The 21324-nt window shown below is 40.9% G+C and carries 16 protein-coding genes; 4 read left to right on the top strand and 12 right to left on the bottom strand.

The annotated features are described in order from the left end of the window. Positions 1–66: 66 nt before the first annotated feature. The 6 genes from I3B46_RS00080 to I3B46_RS00055 all read right to left on the bottom strand — a co-directional run bounded on the left by I3B46_RS00080 (position 67) and on the right by I3B46_RS00055 (position 8903). Positions 67–2265: a flotillin family protein gene (locus I3B46_RS00080; RefSeq protein ID WP_004924051.1), complete on the bottom strand. Its 2199-nt coding sequence runs from the start codon at positions 2263–2265 to the stop codon at positions 67–69. A 56-nt stretch (positions 2266–2321) separates the two neighbouring features. Further along, positions 2322–2960, bottom strand: coding sequence for an OB-fold-containig protein (locus tag I3B46_RS00075; protein ID WP_004924054.1), 639 nt, complete (start codon positions 2958–2960; stop codon positions 2322–2324). A gap of 831 nt (positions 2961–3791) precedes the next feature. Next, a complete protein-coding gene (locus tag I3B46_RS00070) occupies positions 3792–4394 on the bottom strand; it encodes a hypothetical protein (RefSeq protein WP_004924062.1) in 603 nt (200 codons plus the stop codon). A 71-nt stretch (positions 4395–4465) separates the two neighbouring features. After that, positions 4466–5539, bottom strand: coding sequence for an HBL/NHE enterotoxin family protein (locus I3B46_RS00065; protein WP_014657156.1), 1074 nt, complete (start codon positions 5537–5539; stop codon positions 4466–4468). A 1032-nt stretch (positions 5540–6571) separates the two neighbouring features. Further along, entirely contained in the window at positions 6572–7483 is a 912-nt protein-coding gene (nagK, locus tag I3B46_RS00060; RefSeq protein ID WP_004924069.1) for an N-acetylglucosamine kinase, read from the bottom strand. A gap of 238 nt (positions 7484–7721) precedes the next feature. Next, positions 7722–8903: an SGNH/GDSL hydrolase family protein gene (locus I3B46_RS00055; protein WP_104873108.1), complete on the bottom strand. Its 1182-nt coding sequence runs from the start codon at positions 8901–8903 to the stop codon at positions 7722–7724. Between the two features lie 239 nt (positions 8904–9142). Between I3B46_RS00055 and I3B46_RS00050 the strand changes: the two genes are divergently transcribed. From I3B46_RS00050 to asd, 3 genes are all read left to right on the top strand, one after another. Next, positions 9143–9403, top strand: coding sequence for a type B 50S ribosomal protein L31 (locus I3B46_RS00050; RefSeq protein WP_014657159.1), 261 nt, complete (start codon positions 9143–9145; stop codon positions 9401–9403). 2 nt (positions 9404–9405) lie between these two features. After that, positions 9406–9546, top strand: coding sequence for a type B 50S ribosomal protein L36 (gene ykgO, locus I3B46_RS00045; RefSeq protein ID WP_014657160.1), 141 nt, complete (start codon positions 9406–9408; stop codon positions 9544–9546). Positions 9547–9875: 329 nt separating this feature from the next. Then, complete coding sequence (asd, locus tag I3B46_RS00040) at positions 9876–10982, top strand: aspartate-semialdehyde dehydrogenase (RefSeq protein WP_004924086.1); 1107 nt, start codon at positions 9876–9878, stop codon at positions 10980–10982. 53 nt (positions 10983–11035) lie between these two features. On the opposite strand, the gene I3B46_RS00035 is transcribed toward asd, so the two are convergent. Beyond that, entirely contained in the window at positions 11036–12856 is a 1821-nt protein-coding gene (locus tag I3B46_RS00035; protein WP_163761874.1) for an FUSC family protein, read from the bottom strand. A gap of 117 nt (positions 12857–12973) precedes the next feature. Here I3B46_RS00035 and I3B46_RS00030 point away from each other — a divergent pair, with 117 nt between their 5' ends. Beyond that, positions 12974–13435: a MarR family winged helix-turn-helix transcriptional regulator gene (locus I3B46_RS00030; protein WP_072502657.1), complete on the top strand. Its 462-nt coding sequence runs from the start codon at positions 12974–12976 to the stop codon at positions 13433–13435. 40 nt (positions 13436–13475) lie between these two features. Here I3B46_RS00030 and I3B46_RS00025 read toward each other — a convergent pair whose 3' ends face one another. From I3B46_RS00025 to dnaA, 5 genes are all read right to left on the bottom strand, one after another. Further along, positions 13476–15065, bottom strand: a complete 1590-nt coding sequence (locus tag I3B46_RS00025; protein ID WP_004924094.1) for a phosphoethanolamine transferase — start codon at positions 15063–15065, stop codon at positions 13476–13478. A 226-nt stretch (positions 15066–15291) separates the two neighbouring features. Beyond that, positions 15292–17706, bottom strand: coding sequence for a DNA topoisomerase (ATP-hydrolyzing) subunit B (gyrB, locus tag I3B46_RS00020; RefSeq protein ID WP_004924097.1), 2415 nt, complete (start codon positions 17704–17706; stop codon positions 15292–15294). Positions 17707–17724: 18 nt separating this feature from the next. Continuing rightward, the gene (recF, locus tag I3B46_RS00015; protein WP_004924099.1) at positions 17725–18819 is read right to left on the bottom strand and encodes a DNA replication/repair protein RecF; all 1095 of its coding nucleotides are present in this window, start codon (positions 18817–18819) and stop codon (positions 17725–17727) included. Between the two features lie 7 nt (positions 18820–18826). Beyond that, entirely contained in the window at positions 18827–19927 is a 1101-nt protein-coding gene (gene dnaN / locus I3B46_RS00010) for a DNA polymerase III subunit beta (protein WP_004924103.1), read from the bottom strand. Between the two features lie 5 nt (positions 19928–19932). Then, positions 19933–21324, bottom strand: a complete 1392-nt coding sequence (gene dnaA, locus I3B46_RS00005; RefSeq protein WP_004924106.1) for a chromosomal replication initiator protein DnaA — start codon at positions 21322–21324, stop codon at positions 19933–19935.

Genomic DNA, 21324 nt, shown 5'->3' with positions numbered 1-21324 from the left:
ATTCGCTACGGTATGAGTGCCATACCGAGCCAGTAATATAATTTAAACACGTTAGAGCATACCCCATTAGAGCTGATCATCCGTTGGTGCTTCAGGTTTTGCCGAGACGGTTTTAACCTGCGGGTTTGCACCTTTTGCAGCCATAAAGCTGTTAATCAAATCTTGAACCTCAGGGTTTTTCAGTAAAGCTGCAATATCGATTTTCTTATCGTCTTTACGGTTGATCAGCTTTTCGACACTCTCTTTAGCAAAGCTGCTTTTATCCATAAAGCCATCAACGGCTTTACCTAAGCTAAGCGCTTTAGAGAAGGTATTAAAGAAGCTACCGTCACCGCCCACAATTTCGATATTGGTTTTGGTTAATGCAGCAGCCAATACATCGGCTTGCTCACGAGCAATCTCTTTATTTGCGTCAATTGATGCCATAGCTTGCTCAAACTCTTTCTCAAGACGCATACGGAACTCTTCATGAGCACGGGCAGTATCGCTGAGGTGATCCATGGATTTGAATTTATCGGTCAAGCCATCCGCTTCTGCTTTCAGACGTTGACGGATCACTTCGGCTTGTGCGGCACCTAATTGACCTTCCCCTCGAGCTTGGGCAGCCAGTTTCTCTTCAAGCACTTTCGCATCCGCCAAGCCCAGTTTTTCTTTCGCATTGGCTTGTTGCTCTTCACCGCGTGCTTGAGCGGCCAGTTTTTCTTCGAGGACTTTCGCTTCAGCAAAGCCTTGTTGTTGTTCAGCAAGTGCTTTTGCTTCCAACACTTGTGCTTCAGTTAAGCCTTTTTCTTTTAACCCACGCGCTTCTGCTAGGAGTTTCTCAGCGGTGATATTCGCTAGGACTAATCCCTCTTTTTCTTCCGCTTCGGCTGTGGCTTGACGTACTCGTGCTTCTGCGAGGCCGAGTGCAGCATGTTCAGCTTCAATCCCTTCTGCTAAGCGTTTTTTGGCTTCTGCTTGTTTTGCTGAAGCTTCAAGTTCCGCTTGTGCCATGGTGCTGATTTCTTCGGCTCTGTGTTTTGCACTCGCTTCATCGGCTTCGGCTTTCTTCACTTGGCGAACTAAAGACTCTTCCGCTTCTGCCTGAGCGTTGATAACGGTCACTTGTCTTAAGCGATCGGCTTCTGATACTTCACGTACCTCTTTGATACGCTCTTCTTCTTGGGCAACGCTTTTTTCAACGATAACGCGTTCACGGATCACGTTAGAAATATTTTTGCGTTCTTCTTCCAACGCTTTTTCTTTTTCAATACGTTGTAGTTCAACCTCACGTTCGCGGGCTACGATTTCGAGGTCACGAGCACGATTAACGCGTTCCTGTTCAATAGCAACTGCGCGGGTCCGGTTCTGCTGAGCAACTTCAACTTCACGCATGCGATTTTCTTCACGAATTTCAATTTCTTGCTGAGTTTGAATACGTGCTTGCTCTGCTTTTAAGCGCTCTTCTTCTTGTACGCGTAATGTTTCGGCTTGCTCACGAGCACGAATATTTTCAATCTCACGTTTTTGGCGAGCTTCTGCATCCGCTTGTTGGCGTTCAAGGGCTAGGCTTGCTTCACGGGTTTCCACATTTTTCTTTTGAATAGCCAGTTCTTGGTCGCGCTCTTTCTGGTTAGTTTCAATATTATGGATAGCGGTGATTTCAGTGATTTTACGGATACCTTCGGAGTCGAAGATATTATTTGGATCAAGAGCGGCTTTTGGCGTTTGTTCAAGGTAGTCAATGGCCACATCTTCAAGTGCATAACCATTGAGATCTTTACCGATAACATCCACGATACGATCACGGAAGTTCTGCCTATCTTCAAATAGCTTAGAGAGTTCAAACTGCTTACCAACCGTTTTGAGTGCTTCTGAAAACTTAGCGCTAAATAAGGTACTGACGGCTTGATGATCGGATGCGCGGTCGACCCCAATGGCTTTAGCCACTTTGAGTACGTCTTCAGTGGTCTCATTAACACGTAAATAGAAAGCGACAGTAATATCTGCACGTAAGTTGTCTTGGCAAATCAGGCCATCTTTACCGCGGCGGTCAACTTCCAAAGTTAAGAGAGAAATTCTCATAAACTCTTTTTTGTAGATGACGGGATAAACTAAAGCACCAGTAAAGTGAACTTTTGGTTGCGACGACATGTCGTTAACAATCAATGCAGTTCCTTGTGGGACCTTGATATAGAAGGCTTTAAATAGCCCAAAAAAGCCAAGTATGACTATGATGATGCCCCCAATAATGGTTAAAAAGGGCATTAGGTCAGCCAATTCCATATTTTCTCTCCATGGGTTTCGATAATGTCGTCGTTAAAGGTTCAAAATAGTGTTTATTACTGGCGAAATTCATCTTCCGTCACCACATTGTAGCTGTGTGACACGGGGTCATAACTAATGATAACAACGCGGTCACCTCGCTTAATATTTTCAGTAGCAGCGGCACGAATTTGCAGAATTAACCCTGCACCACCATCTTCTAGTATGGCTTCGCCTTTATGTTCGGTGACTTCTCCTGAACGTACGGTGGCGAGTTTACCCATTAATCGCTGGGCTGTTTTTGGCGTATTAGATTTAGCCAATTTCTCACGTAATGGTTTTAAACATAGGGCGGTTAAGTGGATTGAAATAAAGGATATAACGAAGAATACAGTGAAGCCGACAAGGTAGCGTAGTAGTGTAATATCAATAAAACGAATAAACCAATGAACACTAAAGTAACTTAATAACCAGCCAAATAGTGTAAATAAGGTCAGAATAATCGTGACTGGAATACCTGCAAGCCCGAGTTTTGTGAGCCAGCCAGCAAACCCTGTAGCATCAAAGCCGCCACCATCAACGGATGTATCAACATTAAATAAATCAATATCTAATAATCCAAAAGCGGCGCATAACCAATAAAACATAACAATAATAAGTAGGCCGCTAAAAATAATGACGGGGAAGGTCAGACAGTTTTGTAGAAACAAACTCATAAATGTTCTCTCTATAATATTTAGAGTTTCAATTTTGTTATTACCATTACCGTTAACTTAATCATATCAATTTCAATGATTTTCAGTATCGGACTAGTCTTTATTATCTGGCTGATTTTCATGAGTTATTTATGAAATTTTTCTAAGTATCATCAATGACTGATAAAAACGGGCTAGATAGGAGTTATTTTGCCATTAATTGTTAATAAAAGATAATGAATCATAACAGCAATATGTAAGATTATGTTATAACTTATTGAAACCGTAGAATTAAAAAACTCTGAAAAATGCATCAATATAAAAATATTATTTTTTAAATTATCTTTTTCTAGTGATAAACAATAAAATGGTTATTAATAAAAGGAAAAAGTGAGATTAAAGGCGTGCTATAGATTCAAAAACACAGTAAAGCAGCCCATTTCCATGGTCAGCTAGATATTCGTCAATTCACACCAGGCATTGCAATTTTTACCTACAATTTGTGACCTTTAACTTAACTAGCATTATGAAAATAGTTTACAGATACGTACGCGTCATTACGCCATAACTGAGTTAGGTTTGCTTGATATATTTGACATGTTCTATCGGAGTCTATTCGATAAAATAGCAATAAGTGGCTGAATGATGAAAAATTCCTCGTTCAGCCAAAATATCACTAACATCGGCATAGCTCAGAGATATTGAATCATAGCTACGTATACACAAAGGGTGATAGAGGGAGCAAAATACTTCCATTTAAAATCATTCAGTGACATGGTTATTTTCCTAAATAATGAGCAATAACGTCACACCAATGCACTTTTTGCAATAAGCGCCTTTAATCCCTATATCCTAAAGTGACAATCTTAATTCCTTTACTTTTACAAATGAGGCTTCGGTTTGCACCTTAACAACTAACATCGAGTTATATTGTTCATAGTTGTATGGTTGTATACTTATGCTAAAGAGATTATTTAGCGCTTTGCAATCCGATAATATTACAAGTAGATATACTTGAAAGTTCATTTCAATATTAAAAAAACCAATTACGTCATTTTTAAATTCATTTAATGCGTTAATTTCAGGATCACCATAGAAAATTTGAGATGTTGACATGACGTCTTCTATAGTACTAACACAGTCTTGCAGGACACTTATTTGTAACGATATATCATTAATGACATTAGATGAATCAAGTTGCATTTTAGAGAATGCTTCACGACAACTAGATATGTCATTCATATTTATAAAATTGGATATTGATTTAAGTTCATTAATCCAATTTTGGATTTGAGCTGATGAAGCCTCAATAACTTTCTCGCATACAAGCATTGAATTATTAATTGCGATGATTATTTTCTGGGCATAAAAGGGCAAGTTCCATTGCGAATTATTATACTTGCTTAATATACCAAGATAATTAAACATTAGGCTTTTATAATTTAAAATGTTCATACCTTCACCTTATGATTGAGTTAATTTTACTTCATGTTATTAACTTCCTATGCTATTTTTAGTGCTGATTTTTAATTAACATTAATTAAATCATAAGTTAACTTTTTAGGGTTGATGACATATTCAACACCACTCATTTGCGATTTAATTGTATCAGTATCTTTTAATACGATTTTAACTTGGTTATTAGCACTAGATAAGAATAATTCTCTAACATTATCCGTATTGATAATTCCCATATTTAGGTCACTAATAAGGTTATCTATATCATTAGAGAGAAACTGCCATGCATTTGACATTTCAAGTGAAGCTTGAGCTGCTTGTGATATACAAGTTGCCAGTTGCGCATTTCCCGTTGAACATGCTTGAGCGACTCTAACCTCATTTTTCAAATTAGCATCTTCAATTAATAACTTCTCTTTCAATCTAAGGTCACCCTGAAGTTTAAGTACCGCACCTATAACACCAGCAAGACCTGTTGCTATTGCCACCGCCCCTCCAATCACCATGCTTACTGCCGCCCCTCCGGTAACGAGGGAACCCACAGCCCCCACAATAATAGAAAAGAACCCTCCAGCAATACCTAAAGCACTAATCGTTATACCGGCTTGATCAGCAGCTATTTGTGTTTGTATATTGAGTATATTATTTCTATTTTGAGACAGCGCACCGTTATCACCTAGTATCGCTGTGTTTAATCTATCAACAACATCATAGAAACTCGCTACACTATTATCTAGCTTATGGCTAAATTGTGATAAGAGTGTGCTAGTTACATTCGCCTCACTTGCATATTTGTTTGATTGATCTCTAATCGCACCTAAAATATTTAGCCAATCAGAAATACTTTTTCCCGCCGGAACTTGGGATGCTATTGAATTATGAATTGTATAGTAAGCACTAATGCTGGAAATATTCCTAATTATCATTGGTTGTATCGTATCAAGATAATATTTTGCATTTTCTTTTGCTGTGCCTAATGCAGAATTGACATCTTGCTGTAAGCTAATTAATGACGGATTATTAGTGAAATTCACTAATGGCTGTTGCATAACGGAACGACAACTACTTTGTACAATTAAATCAAAACTGGATTGTTTTTTGTTTGCACTATTTATAGCTAAAGGAGATTGATTAAAATCCATGATATACCTCATTAATGTAATACGATGCTTTATTTCATACGATTTAATTAATCATATGAAATAGAGAGATTGTTTAATAATATCGGAGTTATCTTTTGCCATGATAATCACAGCCACTACATCAATTGATATTTTAAAAATATCTGATAAGTGATATTATGCATTTAGATTTTAAAAGACTGGCTTATCTGATAACCGATAAGGTCTGCTAAGGCGACTAACAAATTTAATGACTCCTAGCAATATGTGAACATATAGTTCATGATTTAATTTAATCATGAATCATAATTATTTTTTTGTGATGAAGTTGGCAAAAAATCAATTATAATGTCTTTATTATTATTTTGTCGTATTTATAGTTCACAACTAGTAAGCGATGGTAAAGTGATTTAATCAATCAACTAATAAAAATAGGCATGTCGCTAGCCCTATTTCATTGTCTAATAGTTAGACAGCTTACCCTTATATGTTGATGATAGCTCACCAGCTTCGTTAATATGATGGACTGTTTTCACTTAGTTAAATTGCGAATGCTTATGATGTTATTCGATTATTTAAGATAATTTCTGACTGGTTAAAAGGGAGGCTATATTATAATTAACCGTATGTTTAATTTATTTTTGAACCTTAAGTTAAATGAGTTTAATCATTAATTGAAGATTTTCTTATTGACACTGGTAAATAAAAATATCAATAAAAACAATATGTAGCATTAATAAGTTGAGCTTTGATAAAAAATAAACACACCGTTTTTAACAGTGACAATAATCATTTGATAAAGAATAGGCTATTGCCATTAATTGGCGTTCAATAAATCTATCTGTCTATTGATAGACTGGGGGTGTTTGTCGAGGGGATGCTAAAAATAGTCATGCCAGATGTGAATTGGCGAATCTCTTTTTGGCCATTAATTTGGGGCGTTTTACGGTGTTTTGGTTCCCGATCTCATTATTTAAAAACTGAAACAACGAAAAGAGACACGGTGTATTTAGCGCTGCTTCAGTTTTTTAGTATGAAAAAATTTAAATAGAATTAATCAAGTAAGTTTAAACACGCAGCACCTCTTGCACCACCGGAGTCACCATATCGTGCTTTTTCAATGGCAGGGAGATTCGCGATACCATACAAATACTGAGGCAAAACATCAGGCAGAAGTTGGTAAATACCATCAAATTGCGATAATCCGCCACCAATCACCACTAAATCAGGGTCTAGTATGGTCAATACTTGACCTAAAAACATCCCTAATAAATCGATATAGCGTTCAACATGCTGTTTTGCATTGCGGTCGCCTTGGTAGTAAAGCTGGATAATTTCAATCGCTGATTTTTGTTCACCTGTAAATGAGGTATAGATGCGTTCAAAACCTGGGCCGGACAAATAGGTTTCAAAGCAAGCAGGTTTACCACAACCGCACATGACTTCCGGAACTTGGTTTCCAAGTAAACGAGCGCCCTGTAAGGTCACATTCATATGACCAATTTCGCCAGCAATGCCATTTTTACCGGGAAGGACTTTACCGTGGGTGACAAAGCCGCCACCAACGCCAGTGCCTAATATCAGACCAAGTACCGTTGGGTAATTTTTAAACTCAGGCGCCCAAGCTTCTGAAAGCGCAAAACAGTTAGCATCGTTCTCTACTTTGACTGGGCGTTGTAAGGTATCGGCTAAGTCATAGACCAAAGGCTGATATTTAGCGGCGGGTACATTTGTAGTAAATACCGTTCCTTTCTCGTGGTTGACAATACCGGGTATGCCAACTCCCACCTTTCCTTGACCGTTAAATTGAGTATCAGCTTCTTCAGTAAGATGACGAAAAGCATTAAGGAGAGCTTGATAATCATCTTTTGGTGTTGGTACGCGTTTTTGCCAAATGGGGTTGAGTGATTCATCAAACACAGCAAGTTCAATTTTTGTACCGCCCATATCAAAGCCGTAATACATAGGTATCTCCTTAATGGTGACAATTATCTAATACGCTTAGTATCACTTTGATAAGTCATAAATGGTAGCGTTTGAGGCTGATTATATAAAAGTTTTTAGTCAGATAATGCGGCTTTGCTGCTAGACATTGTTTTTGTTCATGTTAAAGAAAGCGCAGATTTTGCCGTGGAAGTGTAGGGAGGGCAATAAGAGGCTAGTTGTATGGACAAACGAGCCTCCTGTTGTTTTTTTAGACGGTTTAAGGTTCGCTGATTAATATTGATTTGTTCTGTGGATTAAAGTTTTTATAAATAAAATGATGCAATTCCATCGCAATAATATGATGGATTTCTTGGGTTGGATGTACCTCGTCAACAAATACATAGTGAGGGTCGATTTCTAAGGGAGCGTTCCCGAAGATGTACCCATGTGAAAAAGCCTTGTTTACCTCATAAGATCCCGGCTTTCTGGCATTTATGTTATTGACGACATTCATAATGTTATCCATGGTGTTATTGACGTCAAAGAACATGATCCGACAAGGTTGCTGTAAATTCATAAGCTCAACGAGTTGTCTAAGTTTATGATTATGTTCAATAGAAATACGTTGCATTTCCTGTCGGTATTTGGGTTTTTTCTCTGCGACCTTTTTGGCGTAAGGGGTTTGAGAAAGGTCGGGTATCCCCATGACTAAAATTTGCCTAGCGCCTTTTTGCACCATCTTCTCAATTGATTTTTTTTGACTCAAAACGACGAAATTCACGTCTGTTTTATGATAAGTGAGATAATCATTGGCACCGATAAAAACAATGACTAAATCCTTTTCGGTAAAATTTAATCCTTTTATCTGTTTTTCCATATTAGAGAGAAACCTAAATTTAGGGGATGACGTTGAATAAGATGCACAAGGTGCCCCACCTTCTGCCCTATTAATAAGCGTCACTTTCGGGTCGTGAGATATCCCTTTATGGAATGCCACGCTTTGCATGATGCTTGGCATTGTCAGAAATTCGGTCCATACGCTGCCATTAGTAAACTTACCTTTATAGTATTGAGAGGAGCGGGGGATAAGCCCTTTTGACTTGTGATACATCCTCTTTTCTGAGTCAGACAAGCTATCACCAATCACAATGACTCTGTCAAAATAATCAATAATGGATTTTTTTGGGTCATTTTCCATTGATAAAAGGCTATCTAGGCTTGATGTATGCACGTTGTGGTGTGGCGGAAAGGTCTTTTGGTACTCCATAGCCAATTGGAACGTTTTGCCGGGGATCCTGCTTTCTATTTTCTTTTCACTACTGAGTGTGGCATGTACTTTGGGGGCAGAAGATTTTATCTTATTTTGTATACTCTTAATCGAACCTAGTAGCGTGTCAGTGAAAGAAGGTTTTATCTGTTTAGCGACAGTATGCTGAGAAGTAATTGATTCTACGTTCATTGATTTACTCTATTAGTTGTTTTGATGATTAATAAAACTATCAACTAATAGTTGGTCTAAATATCAAATAAAGATTATAGCTCCCTATAAAATCAGTGCGTTTTATAGCAAAAACATTCATTTCCACAATAAAAACAAATATTTAATAATTTTTTAGTGTTCCTTTTCAATAAAAGGATTGCATCGCTATTTAAAAGTGTATATTGTTATATTATAACATAACAATTAGAGGCGTTATGATGAAATCTGGGATCCATCCTCAATATCGAACCGTCGTGTTTCACGACACCAGTGCTGATGCTTATTTTAAAGTTGGTTCAACGATTAAAACGGAAAAAACAATAGAGTTTGAAGGTGAACGCTTTCCATATGTCACTTTGGATGTCTCTTCACAGTCACACCCGTTTTATACCGGTAAACAAAAAATGATTTCACAAGAAGGGAAAACCGCGCAGTTCCAGAAACGTTTTGCTCGCTTCCTATCAAAAGAGGAGAAATAAACGTGAAAGTCTTGAGTTCATTAAAAACCGCTAAACAGCGCCACCCTGATTGCCAAGTCGTTCGTCGGCGTGGTCGTGTTTATGTGATTTGCAAAACGAATCCACGTTTTAAGGCGGTACAGGGTTGTAGAAAGAAACGTTAAGCTTATCTAGGAACTGTTAGTGATTGATTTTCTTGACTTCAGTTTTCCTGCGCCATCGCGGCAGTCCTGTGTCGCGATGGTTTTTTTTCATTAGCCCCTCTACGTTTAGCCTTTTGCGCGTAGGGTATAAGCGCCAAGATAGGGGGATCATTAGGCACATTTCTAATCTTCTTACTATTAGTGAATAAATTCACTTGCACACTGGTTCATATTTTGTCAGCTTTAATGTACCCAATAAATTTTTTGTTTCTGCTGAGAGCAAAACCTGTTTTCGGATGGAGCAGAGCATTTATTCGGGGGGAGAATTTTAAACAGACAGGGTGAACATAATGAAAAATGTAGGATTTATCGGCTGGCGAGGTATGGTCGGTTCAGTTTTGATGCAGAGAATGGTAGAAGAAGGTGATTTTAATGCAATTCATCCTGTATTTTTTACCACCTCGCAACATGGCGCTGAAGCGCCAACTTATGGTGGGCATCGCGGAACGCTGCAAGATGCGAATGACATCGATGCATTAAAAGCGCTAGATATCATTATTAGTTGCCAAGGCGGTGATTATACGAATGATATTTACCCTAAATTACGTGCATCAGGCTGGGAAGGCTATTGGATTGATGCGGCATCAGCCTTACGTATGAAAGATGATGCGATCATCATTCTCGACCCCGTCAACCAACAACATATCCAAGATGGACTGAATAAAGGCATTAAGACCTTCGTTGGTGGTAACTGTACGGTCAGTTTGATGCTAATGTCGCTAGGCGGCTTGTTTACCAATAACCTCGTTGAATGGGCTTCTGTCGCAACATATCAGGCAGCTTCAGGGGCTGGCGCGCGCAATATGCGTGAACTATTAATGCAAATGGGTGCATTACATAATCAAGTGGCTAAAGAGCTACAAGATCCTGCATCGGCCATTTTAGATATTGAGAAAAAAGTGACCGACTTTACTCGTAGCGGCACCATGCCAACCGATGCGTTCGGGGTACCTTTGGCAGGCAGTCTGATCCCATGGATTGATAAAGCGCTAGAAAATGGCCAAAGCCGTGAAGAGTGGAAGGGCCAAGCGGAAACTAACAAAATTTTGGCAACAGGTAGTAATATTATCCCTGTTGATGGTTTATGTGTACGTATTGGTGCATTACGTTGCCATAGCCAAGCATTCACATTAAAACTGAAAAAAGATATCCCGCTCAATGAAGTTGAACAGTTGCTGGCTTCTCACAATGAATGGGTGAAAGTCGTCCCGAATGATCGTGAAATCACCATGCGTGAGCTGACACCTGCTGCGGTGACTGGCACATTGAGTACCCCTGTGGGCCGCCTGCGTAAACTGAATATGGGGCCAGAATATCTGTCTGCCTTCACCGTCGGTGACCAACTGTTGTGGGGTGCTGCCGAGCCACTACGTCGTATGCTAAACATCCTACTATAAGCCATATAGACATATTAATCTGCACCTCACATCCAACGTGGAGGTGCAGTTTTTTATCTTCTTTTCTGCTCCGCCAGTCTGTTCAAATAGTCCTGTAATAGCATTAGCCTCTTTGGATTATCGTGGTTATTACTTAATCGCTGAATGATTCGCTCTAGCTTGTTTGCATCGATTTTGTCGTGTTGTAAGCGAAAAACTAATGCATTTAGGGCGCGTTTTTTTGAGGGTTGATGCATAAATTGTTTATGCAGTATAACTAAAATCAACCAGATACCTTGCCTTACCTCGAAGAAATCAAGTGTAGCAGAGAAAGACTGCTCGCTTTTTTTGGCAAGTATTAACCCATTTAATAAACGATGCATTAGGCGCGTTGTTGATGGTTTATGGCCTTGAATAAGCTGTGCAACCCCTTGCTTAAATTGTTGATCAGCCAGTTGAAGCAGATGTTGGTAACGTTTTTGGGGGTTAGTTGGATAAATCCACATAAAGGCAATCATAGCCACAAGAGGTCCACAGACAATCGCAATCGCATTCCCCACACTGGTTGTAAAAGAAATTGAAAATGGGTAGCTAGGTTGCAGTAAGATCAGTGAAACCATTATGTAATCAAAAGCAATAAATATTAATCGGCTATGAGCAAAAATAATGATGCCGCTAATGATGACAGGGATAATTAACAAGGTCATTTGCCATGATGAGCTTGCAAAAGGCCACAGGCACCAACTGCAAATTAAAGCGGCAATAGCCCCCAAAAATTGCCCCGTGAAAACATTTTTCATGAACTTATCGGGGTAATCAAATGAAGCAAATATGGTTAGCATCACTGAAAGGCCTAAAGTGAGATAAGCCAGTGTCTGCCATTGTGTTAATAGCCAAAGCACCCCAACCACACCAATGGTGATAAATGACCGCGAAAATGCATGCCATGCCGAAATCTTGTCTTGATGTAATTTGAGCTTATCGACTCGGCTTTCACGCTTTATCGAAGTGCCTTTAATTGCGTAATAGAGCGTGACCAAAAGATTTTTTAAGGGGCTATTTGGGCAAAGTGATAATAAGTGTTTCCACTCTCTTTCTGACGGCTCTTGGTCTGGAAAGGGGAATGCGGCAATCGATTTAAATTGCGTTAAATGCAGTAATATTTGGCTTTGGGCAATTAATCGTTGCCGTGCTTGAGTCACCTGTTTTCGATGGTAGCGCCAACCAATACGGTTTGCTTCTAACTGCTCATCATAGCTTGCGATTTGCTGCCAGAGATGATGAATATCATCTGGTTTAATCGCTTCTTTCTTATGTAAGGCTCGATGTAAAATAGTATAAAACTGTTGATTTATCTGGTTTTTTAAAACAGTTATAGGTGCTTGGTCTCGCTTTGGCGTGAATAGATAATTAAAAATCACAGCAGAGAGAACGCCGACCAAGATAGTCCATAGCCTATCCCAAGCCACCAAAAAGATATTGTTTGAGTCATGTACGCTAAGCATGCTTACCATCACGGCAGAATAACCTGCGAGTAACGTACCATAAGCCACAAATCCTTTTTGGAGTTGCCCAATACCGCTACACGCCCCTAGCCATATGGCAAGCCCAAAGATAAACAGTAGCGGGTGGATAAAATGCAGGTAGATGAGTAGTACCCCAGCGAGTACGCCACTGACAGTACCGGCAAAACGCCACCAACTCTTTTCGAGTAAGTTTTCACGCCAAGGCTGAGCAGATGCCCACACAGTCATCGCTGCCCATTGTGGATGGACAAGCTGAAAATATTGAGCAACAAACAGCGCAATAATTGAGGCGCAAGCAGTGATTGTGGCAAAGCGTAAGCGATCTGAATTAAAACCTAAACGCTGCAACAAAGCATTATTTTGTGACATAAAGTATTGAATATGGGTAATATCTGCGTGTGAATAGTAAGATTAGTTGATATTATCAACTAAATGGATAACAGATTATTAACTAATTAGTTGATAAAATCAACTAATGGGGTATTTATGCGGACAGACCAAGCGCGTGTTTTTGGGATAATTAGCCGTGCAGCCCATCGCTATATGAAATGGATGGGGGAGCCTTATGGGATCAATGCGATTGAGTGTTTGATGTTACTTCATATTCAGCAATATGATGAATCGACGCTTGAGCAAATCTCGCGTGCAATGGTGATTGATAAGTCGGTGACAACGCGCGGGATCAGTAAATTCCTTGAGCAAGGATGGGTCGAAAAGAAGAGTAGCTTAATTGACAAGCGTGCTTACCATATCTCGCTAACGGCGATTGGGGAGCAAATTGTTGAGGAGCTGAATGATAAATTAAATAAGTGGAATGATTACTTGGCGGCAGATTTAACGGAACAAGACGCTGAGCAACTATTTGGTTTTCTTGACAGCCTGGCAAAGAATGCCGTTGATATTTCTATTAAAGATTTCCCTGAACGGTTTACGGATAACCAAGAGTGATGCACTCGCTCCAATGATTTTAGAGCGAGCCATTGCCTGATTATTGTGGTGATGTCTGTTCTGAGGGGAGCGTATTGAGCTCCAATAAGTTCCGATTACCATCAATCATGGTGATCGTTTTCTGTGGCTGATAGCACTCGCGTAGTGGAGATAAACAGGCTTTAGAGGAGCGCTGTTGTATTCCTAACCAATCACTCATTAGCCAATAATTATTCGCGGTAGAATAGGGCTGATTGAGGGCGGTTTCGTTCAATACAGGTTTGGACGCACTCTGGCTGTACCATATAAACAGGGGAATTTCATAGGCCTCTTTGCGTGGGCTATTGACACCATGGTGGTAGTGAATGTTACGGTCACTGTCTAATCGCTGTAAGGCATGATCAGAAAAATACATGACGGTTGCAGCCTTACCATCTAATTTTTGCAAGATCTTATCGATAAATTTATCGGTATAGGCAATCGAACTATCATAACAGTTATCATCCTCTTGCTTGCTAAATTCTTGGTATTGGTCTTCAGGGAAGCGATTACAGGATGGTTCATGACTACCATAGGTATGTAATACAATCAGTTTTTTCTTTTTCCCATTCTGCGGATCATCGCTAATGGCTTGGTCGAAATAGTCTAAAATCTCTTCATCGTAACCGACAAACTCATTCCATTTCTTGTGTTTTGCCATGCTAGCAATGGTGGAGATAACGCTGGTTTTTTTATTGGTTTTACCTTGATTGCTGATCCAATAGGTATCAAAGCCCGCATGGTTAGCTAAGGCAATAATGTTATCAGCATAGTGCTGCTTATCCTGCATCTGTGAAAAGCTAATGTTTGAGAGAGACACTGGCACCGATAGGATGGTGACTGGTGCAGGCGAATAGGCCTGATTAAACAGCAGCATTTGTGGTTTACGGCGGTTTAAATTGGGTGTTGTATCGTATTGATAACCATAAAGGCTTAGGTGGTCTCGGCGTACCGATTCGCCAATGATCAAGACATAAACATCGGCAGCAGTTTCTTTTTTATCGTATTGATATTGAACAGTATAACTGGATATCTTCCGAATGCCTCTATTTTCATATAAATTTCTGATCAGTGCAGACGCGTTATAAAAAGGGGTGTGAGAGAGATATTGTTCCCCTAAAAGTAGATAGCTATCTTGTTTCGCGAATAACGCGGAATAATAGGTTGGGATCAACACAAGATAACCACAAAATACCCCCAAGCTTGCCCAAGTGACTTTGCGATTGAGGTATTTAGCACCTTGACGAATACTCAAAAAATAAACAGCGAAAACAATAATATAAAATAGAACATAGTATTTGTTGTAGGAGAGCATGCCTACAGTTTCACTGCTATTGGTGTTGATAAATGTTTCGGCAATCGACGAGGAAAAGCGGATATCGTGTTTTTGATAAAAGAAAAATGAAACGGAGAGGTTGAGCGCCCATAAAAAGGTAACAAATACCGTGATGATTTTCCCAGCCAGCGTGCGGTAGATCCCCGCACAAAGCAACATAACTAATGCGCCCGTTACGGTGATCGCGAGCTTGGAAAGTAAACTAATATCACCACCCAATAGTGCGGGTATAGCGGAAATCAGCAAAAAGTAAATTAAAGTGATAAATAAACGCATAGTGATAATGATTGGTTATATCTAATTTAAAGATTTAATTGGGTATTATTTTTAATTAAGTTAATTAGGTATGTATTAAGCGTTTATAACATAAAAAAAGAGAGTTTAATCAATATACAAGGGGTAAAAAACTGTAAACTAGCGTTATGTTAAGTCATGGATAAAAGAAAACCCTATGTTTTCACACAGGGTTTTCAAGCTGATAACGGTTTTTTCTCGCCGCAAATTAGATATCAATATTTGCCGCTTTCAGAGCATTCTCTTCGATAAAGGCACGACGAGGTTCAACGGCATCACCCATCAAAGTGGTGAACAGCAAGTCGGTTGCGATAGCATCTTTTACGGTGACGCGCATCATACGACGTGTATCAGGGTTCATAGTGGTTTCCCAAAGTTGCTCAGGGTTCATCTCACCAAGACCTTTATAACGTTGTACCGATAGGCCACGACGTGACTCACGACTTAACCACGCCAGCGCTTCCTCGAAGTTTTTGATATTCTGGCGGCGTTCACCACGTTCGATATAAGCACCTTCTTCAATTAGGTCGGCAATCATGTCACCTAAATGGGTGATGCGGCGGTATTCGCTACCGTGAACAAAATCAAAGTCGAGATTGTAGTCAGTATCGACGCCATGAGTACGGATACGAATGGTCGGTTCAAATAGCTGACGTTCGCGATTTTCCTTGATGGTATAGCTGTAAGTACTACCAAGCTGCTCATTGTCTTCTAAGCGTTGAACTAAGCCTTTAGTCCACTCTTCGACTTGTTCACTGCTTTTCAGAGCTTCTTCCGTCAAGGTAGAGTGATACACCAAGCTATTCAGTAATGCTTGTGGATAGAGCCGCTCAAGACGACGAATGATCTTGTGTGCAGCATTGTATTCAACAACCAGTTTTTCTAGCTCTTCGCCTTTCATCGCCGGTGCATCAGCACTTAGATGTAGCGCGGCTCCATCAAGTGCAATAGAAATGAGATACTCATCCATCGCATCATCATCTTTGATGTATTGCTCTTGCTTACCTTTTTTCACTTTGTACAGTGGAGGCTGAGCGATATAAACATGACCACGCTCAACAATTTCAGGCATTTGGCGATAGAAGAAGGTCAATAACAGCGTACGGATATGCGAACCATCGACGTCAGCATCCGTCATGATAATAATGCTGTGATAACGCAGTTTATCTGGGTTATATTCATCACGCCCAATACCGCAGCCTAAAGCGGTGATCAACGTAGCGACCTCTTGTGAGGAGAGCATCTTATCGAAACGCGCTTTCTCAACGTTAAGAATTTTACCTTTTAGAGGCAAAATAGCTTGGTTCTTGCGGTTACGGCCTTGTTTTGCAGAGCCGCCCGCGGAGTCCCCTTCCACAAGGTAGAGTTCAGAAAGTGCTGGGTCGCGCTCTTGGCAGTCTGCCAGTTTACCCGGCAAACCCGCCAGATCTAAGGCGCCTTTACGGCGAGTCATTTCACGTGCTTTACGTGCTGCCTCACGCGCACGCGCTGCATCAATAATTTTACCAACAACAATTTTTGCGTCAGTTGGGTTCTCTAATAGATACTCAACAAACCGTTCATTCATCATGGTTTCAACGGCTGTTTTCACCTCAGAAGAAACGAGTTTTTCTTTTGTTTGTGATGAAAACTTAGGATCAGGCACCTTAACAGAGATAACTGCAATCAAGCCTTCACGGGCATCGTCACCGGTTGCACTGACTTTAGCTTTTTTCTGATAGCCTTCTTTATCCATGTAGTTGTTGAGTGTACGTGTCATTGAGGCACGGAAGCCCGCAAGGTGAGTACCCCCATCACGCTGTGGAATATTATTGGTGTAGCAATAAACGTTTTCTTGGAAGCCATCGTTCCACTGCATGGCGATTTCAACACCAATACCATCTTTCTCAGTTGAGAAGTAGAATACAGATGGGTGAATTGGGGTTTTATTGCGGCTTAAATACTCAACGAACGCTTTAATTCCACCTTCATAGTGGAAATGGTCTTCTTTGCCATCACGTTTATCAATCAGTCTGATTGAGACACCAGAGTTTAAGAATGACAGTTCGCGCAGACGCTTAGCTAAAACGTCGTATTCAAATTCAGTGACGCCTTTGAAGGTGTCTAAGCTTGGCCAAAAACGGACGCGAGTTCCGGTTTGATCGGTTTCACCAACAACAGTTAGTGGGCCTTGTGGCTCACCGTGGCAATAAGTTTGTTCATGAACTTTACCATCACGGCGGATAGTGAGCTCTAATTTTTCGGATAAGGCGTTAACAACAGAAACCCCAACTCCGTGTAGACCGCCGGAGACTTTATAGGAGTTATCGTCAAATTTCCCGCCCGCATGCAGTACCGTCATGATAACTTCTGCTGCTGATACCCCTTCTTCCTCATGGATACCTGTTGGAATACCACGACCATCATCTTGAACAGAGACTGAGTTATCAGCATGGATTGTGATCACGATGTCGTCACAAAAACCGGCGAGGGCTTCGTCGATAGCGTTGTCGACAACCTCGAAGACCATGTGATGAAGACCTGTACCATCGTCGGTATCACCGATATACATGCCTGGGCGCTTACGCACGGCATCCAGCCCTTTTAATACCTTGATACTTGAGGAGTCATATGTATTCGACATCAACGTTTCCCGCTATATTTATTCCTGTGGTTTAACTTCTATTTTGCCATGTTCTACGCTAAACATCTTGCTATTTACATCAATCATGTCTTTAACTTGCTCAGGTGTTATTGCACTAACAAACACTTGAGCTTGCGTAGCCTTAAGCCGAGCAGCCAATAATTGACGGCGTCCCGAATCAAGTTCTGAGGCAAAATCATCCAGTAGATACAGGCATCTTTGCCCGCTCTGTTGGGTGAAAAACTCACCCTGCGCTAACCTTAATGCGCACATTAAAAGTTTCAATTGACCGCGTGAAAGCATATCTTCCACAGGGGTTCCATTCGCCCTGATCCGCAAATCAGCTTTATGTGGCCCAGAGGCGGTATAGGTTAACATTTTATCACGCTCAAATTGGCGTTCTAATAGCTCTGAATAATCGATTTCTTTATCCCAACCGCGTTGAAAAGAGACCGATAATACAAATTCAGGCAAAAATTGTTGGCAGGTTTGCTCAATATTTTCCGCAATACCTGCAATATATTCACTACGCCATTGGCTGATTTGCTCTGCAAGCGGAGCTAATTGCTGATCCCAATGGCGTATTTGTTCATAGCGACTGACCTGCCGTAATGCAGCATTGCGTTGCTTTAATAACCGTTTTAAGTCTGACCAAACGGAAAAAAACAACGGTTCGTTATGAAAACAGCCCCAGTCGATAAATGCACGTCGATACTTAGGGCCACCGTTTAGTAAGGTAAACCCTTCTGGGGTAATTAATTGCATTGGCAATAATTTTGCCAGTTCTGCAATTTTATGGCCGTCTGTGCCATCAATTCTGACTTTACTGTCACCCTCACGGTTTTTACTCAACCCTAACGACAATGCTTTGCGCGATGCATCCAGATGGCCTAATTTCCCATGTAGGATAAATTGAGCCTGTTCGTGACGGATCACGCGGTTCGCTTGGATACTACGAAAAGCACGACCATGTCCCAAGGTGTATATCGCTTCAAGCACACTGGTTTTGCCGCTCCCATTGGGGCCAATTAAAAAATTGAACCCATTAGCTAAAGCGAGATCGGCATCTTCAATGTTACGAAAATCGCGGATCAATAAACGCGAAAGGATCATAAAACGATTACAAACGCATTGGCATAACAACGTAAACAGCCGCGCTACTTGCGGAGTCTTCAATTTGAACACTCGACACAGCATCGGTTAAAAACAGAGTGACGTTTTCACTCTTCAGGGCATTGAGCACATCAAGGATATAGCTAACGTTAAAGCCTATTTCCATTTCAGTACCCTGATAATTCACATCAACAATCTCTTCCGCTTCTTCTTGCTCTGGGTTGTTTGCCGTAATGCGTAACTGATTTTCACTGAAATATAAGCGAACGCCACGGAATTTTTCATTCGATAAGATGGCCGCGCGTGAAAATGCTTGCTTGAGCAGATCACAACGAGCTTCTAATGTCTTATCCGGGTTTTTCGGCAGAACACGACGATAATCAGGGAACCTGCCATCAACCAGTTTTGAGGTGAAAATAAAATCCCCCACATGGGCACGAATATTATTACTGCCTATCTGCAATTGGACAGGGGTATCACCGCCATCCAAGAGGCGCATTAACTCAATGACCCCTTTGCGTGGCACGATGACCGAATGTGAAGGTAAATCTTGCCCGATATCCATCGCACATACAGCAAGGCGGTGCCCATCGGTTGAAACGGTTCTTAATAACTGGCCTTCGGTTTCAAATAGCATGCCGTTGAGGTAATAACGGACATCTTGATGAGCCATTGAAAACTGAGTGGCTTCGATTAAGCGTTTGAGGATTGACTGTGGAAGCGAAAACTCCACCTCACTTTGCCAATCATCTAAATTCGGGAAATCTGTGGCTGGTAATGTCGATAGTGAAAAACGGCTACGCCCTGAGCGAACAAGCAGCCTGTCATCATCGAGTTCTACACGAATTTCAGAACCTTCAGGAAGCCCACGCCAGATATCAAAAAACTTGCGTGCTGGAACGGTGGTTGCTCCAACGTCATGCTCCTGCGTTAAAGGAACATGGGCCATCATCTCCATTTCTAAGTCGGTTCCGGTTAATAGCAAAGCGCCTTCTTTAACTTGTAAAAGAAGATTACCTAAAATAGGTAGCGTTGGACGCCCACCTAATGGACCACTAACCTGTTGCAACGGTTTTAATAACTGCTCGCGTTCAATAGTAAATTTCATAGCAATTAAGATGATAATGTTCTGATTAAGTTAGAAAAATCCTCTTTGATGTCATGGCTTTCTTCCCGCAATTGTTCAATTTTACGGCAAGCATGCAATACCGTTGTATGATCACGGCCACCAAAGGCATCCCCGATTTCAGGCAAACTATGATTGGTCAGTTCCTTCGCCAACGCCATCGCCATCTGGCGCGGACGGGCGACAGAGCGAGAACGACGTTTAGAAAGTAAATCCGCAACTTTTATTTTGTAATATTCAGCCACAGTTTTCTGAATGTTATCGATAGTTACCAGTTTTTCTTGTAGTGCTAGCAAATCTCGCAGCGCTTCACGCACAAAGTCAATGGTGATAGCGCGGCCAGTAAAGTTTGCATTGGCAATAACACGGTTTAACGCACCTTCCAGTTCACGCACATTGGAGCGTAGGCGTTTAGCGATAAAAAAAGCCACCTCGCCCGGAAGCTGGATCTCATTTTCATCGGCTTTCTTCATCAAAATCGCTACACGGGTTTCTAATTCAGGTGGTTCAATGGCCACCGTTAAACCCCAACCAAAACGCGATTTTAAACGATCTTCAACCCCATTGATCTCTTTAGGGTAGCGATCGGAAGTCAAAATAATTTGTTGGTTGCCTTCCAACAGCGCATTGAAGGTATGGAAAAACTCTTCTTGAGAACGCTCTTTATTCGCAAAAAATTGGATATCATCAATCAGCAGTGCATCAACAGAGCGGTAATAGCGTTTAAACTCTTCAATCGCATTGTTTTGTAAAGCTTTGACCATATCTTGCACAAAACGTTCAGAATGCATATATACGACACGCGCATTGGCTTTGTGCTGCATGATGCTGTTGCCTACAGCATGTAATAAGTGTGTTTTACCTAAGCCCGTTCCCCCATAAAGGAATAATGGGTTGTATGCTCCCCCTGGATTTTCGGCAACTTGCCTCGCAGCAGCACGAGCGAGTTGGTTTGATTTACCTTCAACAAAGTTATCAAAGGTGTGTTTGGGGTTAACATTGGAGCGATAGGCAACATCAGGTTGCGCTTTGGTTGAGTTATCCCAGCTTGGCTTCACTGGCGCCGACGGAACGGCGATAGCTGGCGCTTCATGGGTATGGCGAGCCTGAGTATTGGTAGGAGAAACGGTGATGGGTTTGCTCCCCACCTCAAAACGCAGAGCTGGCGCATCAGTACCACAAAAGTCATTCAATAACTCGTTGATGTTATTGATGTACTTATCTCTAACCCAATCAAGGACAAAACGATTCGGGGCATAAAGTGCCAGTGTATTATCGTTTAATTCAGCTTGAAGAGGGCGTATCCACATACTGAATTCTGTGGCAGGTAGTTCATCCTGCAATCGGGCAAGACATTGCTGCCAAAGCGAAAGTGACAC

This window comes from Providencia sp. 2.29, from assembly GCF_015832305.1.
Classification (GTDB): Bacteria; Pseudomonadota; Gammaproteobacteria; order Enterobacterales; family Enterobacteriaceae; genus Providencia; species Providencia stuartii.
Note: the sequence above shows the minus strand (reverse complement) of the source record. Positions and strands in the feature narration are given on the sequence as shown.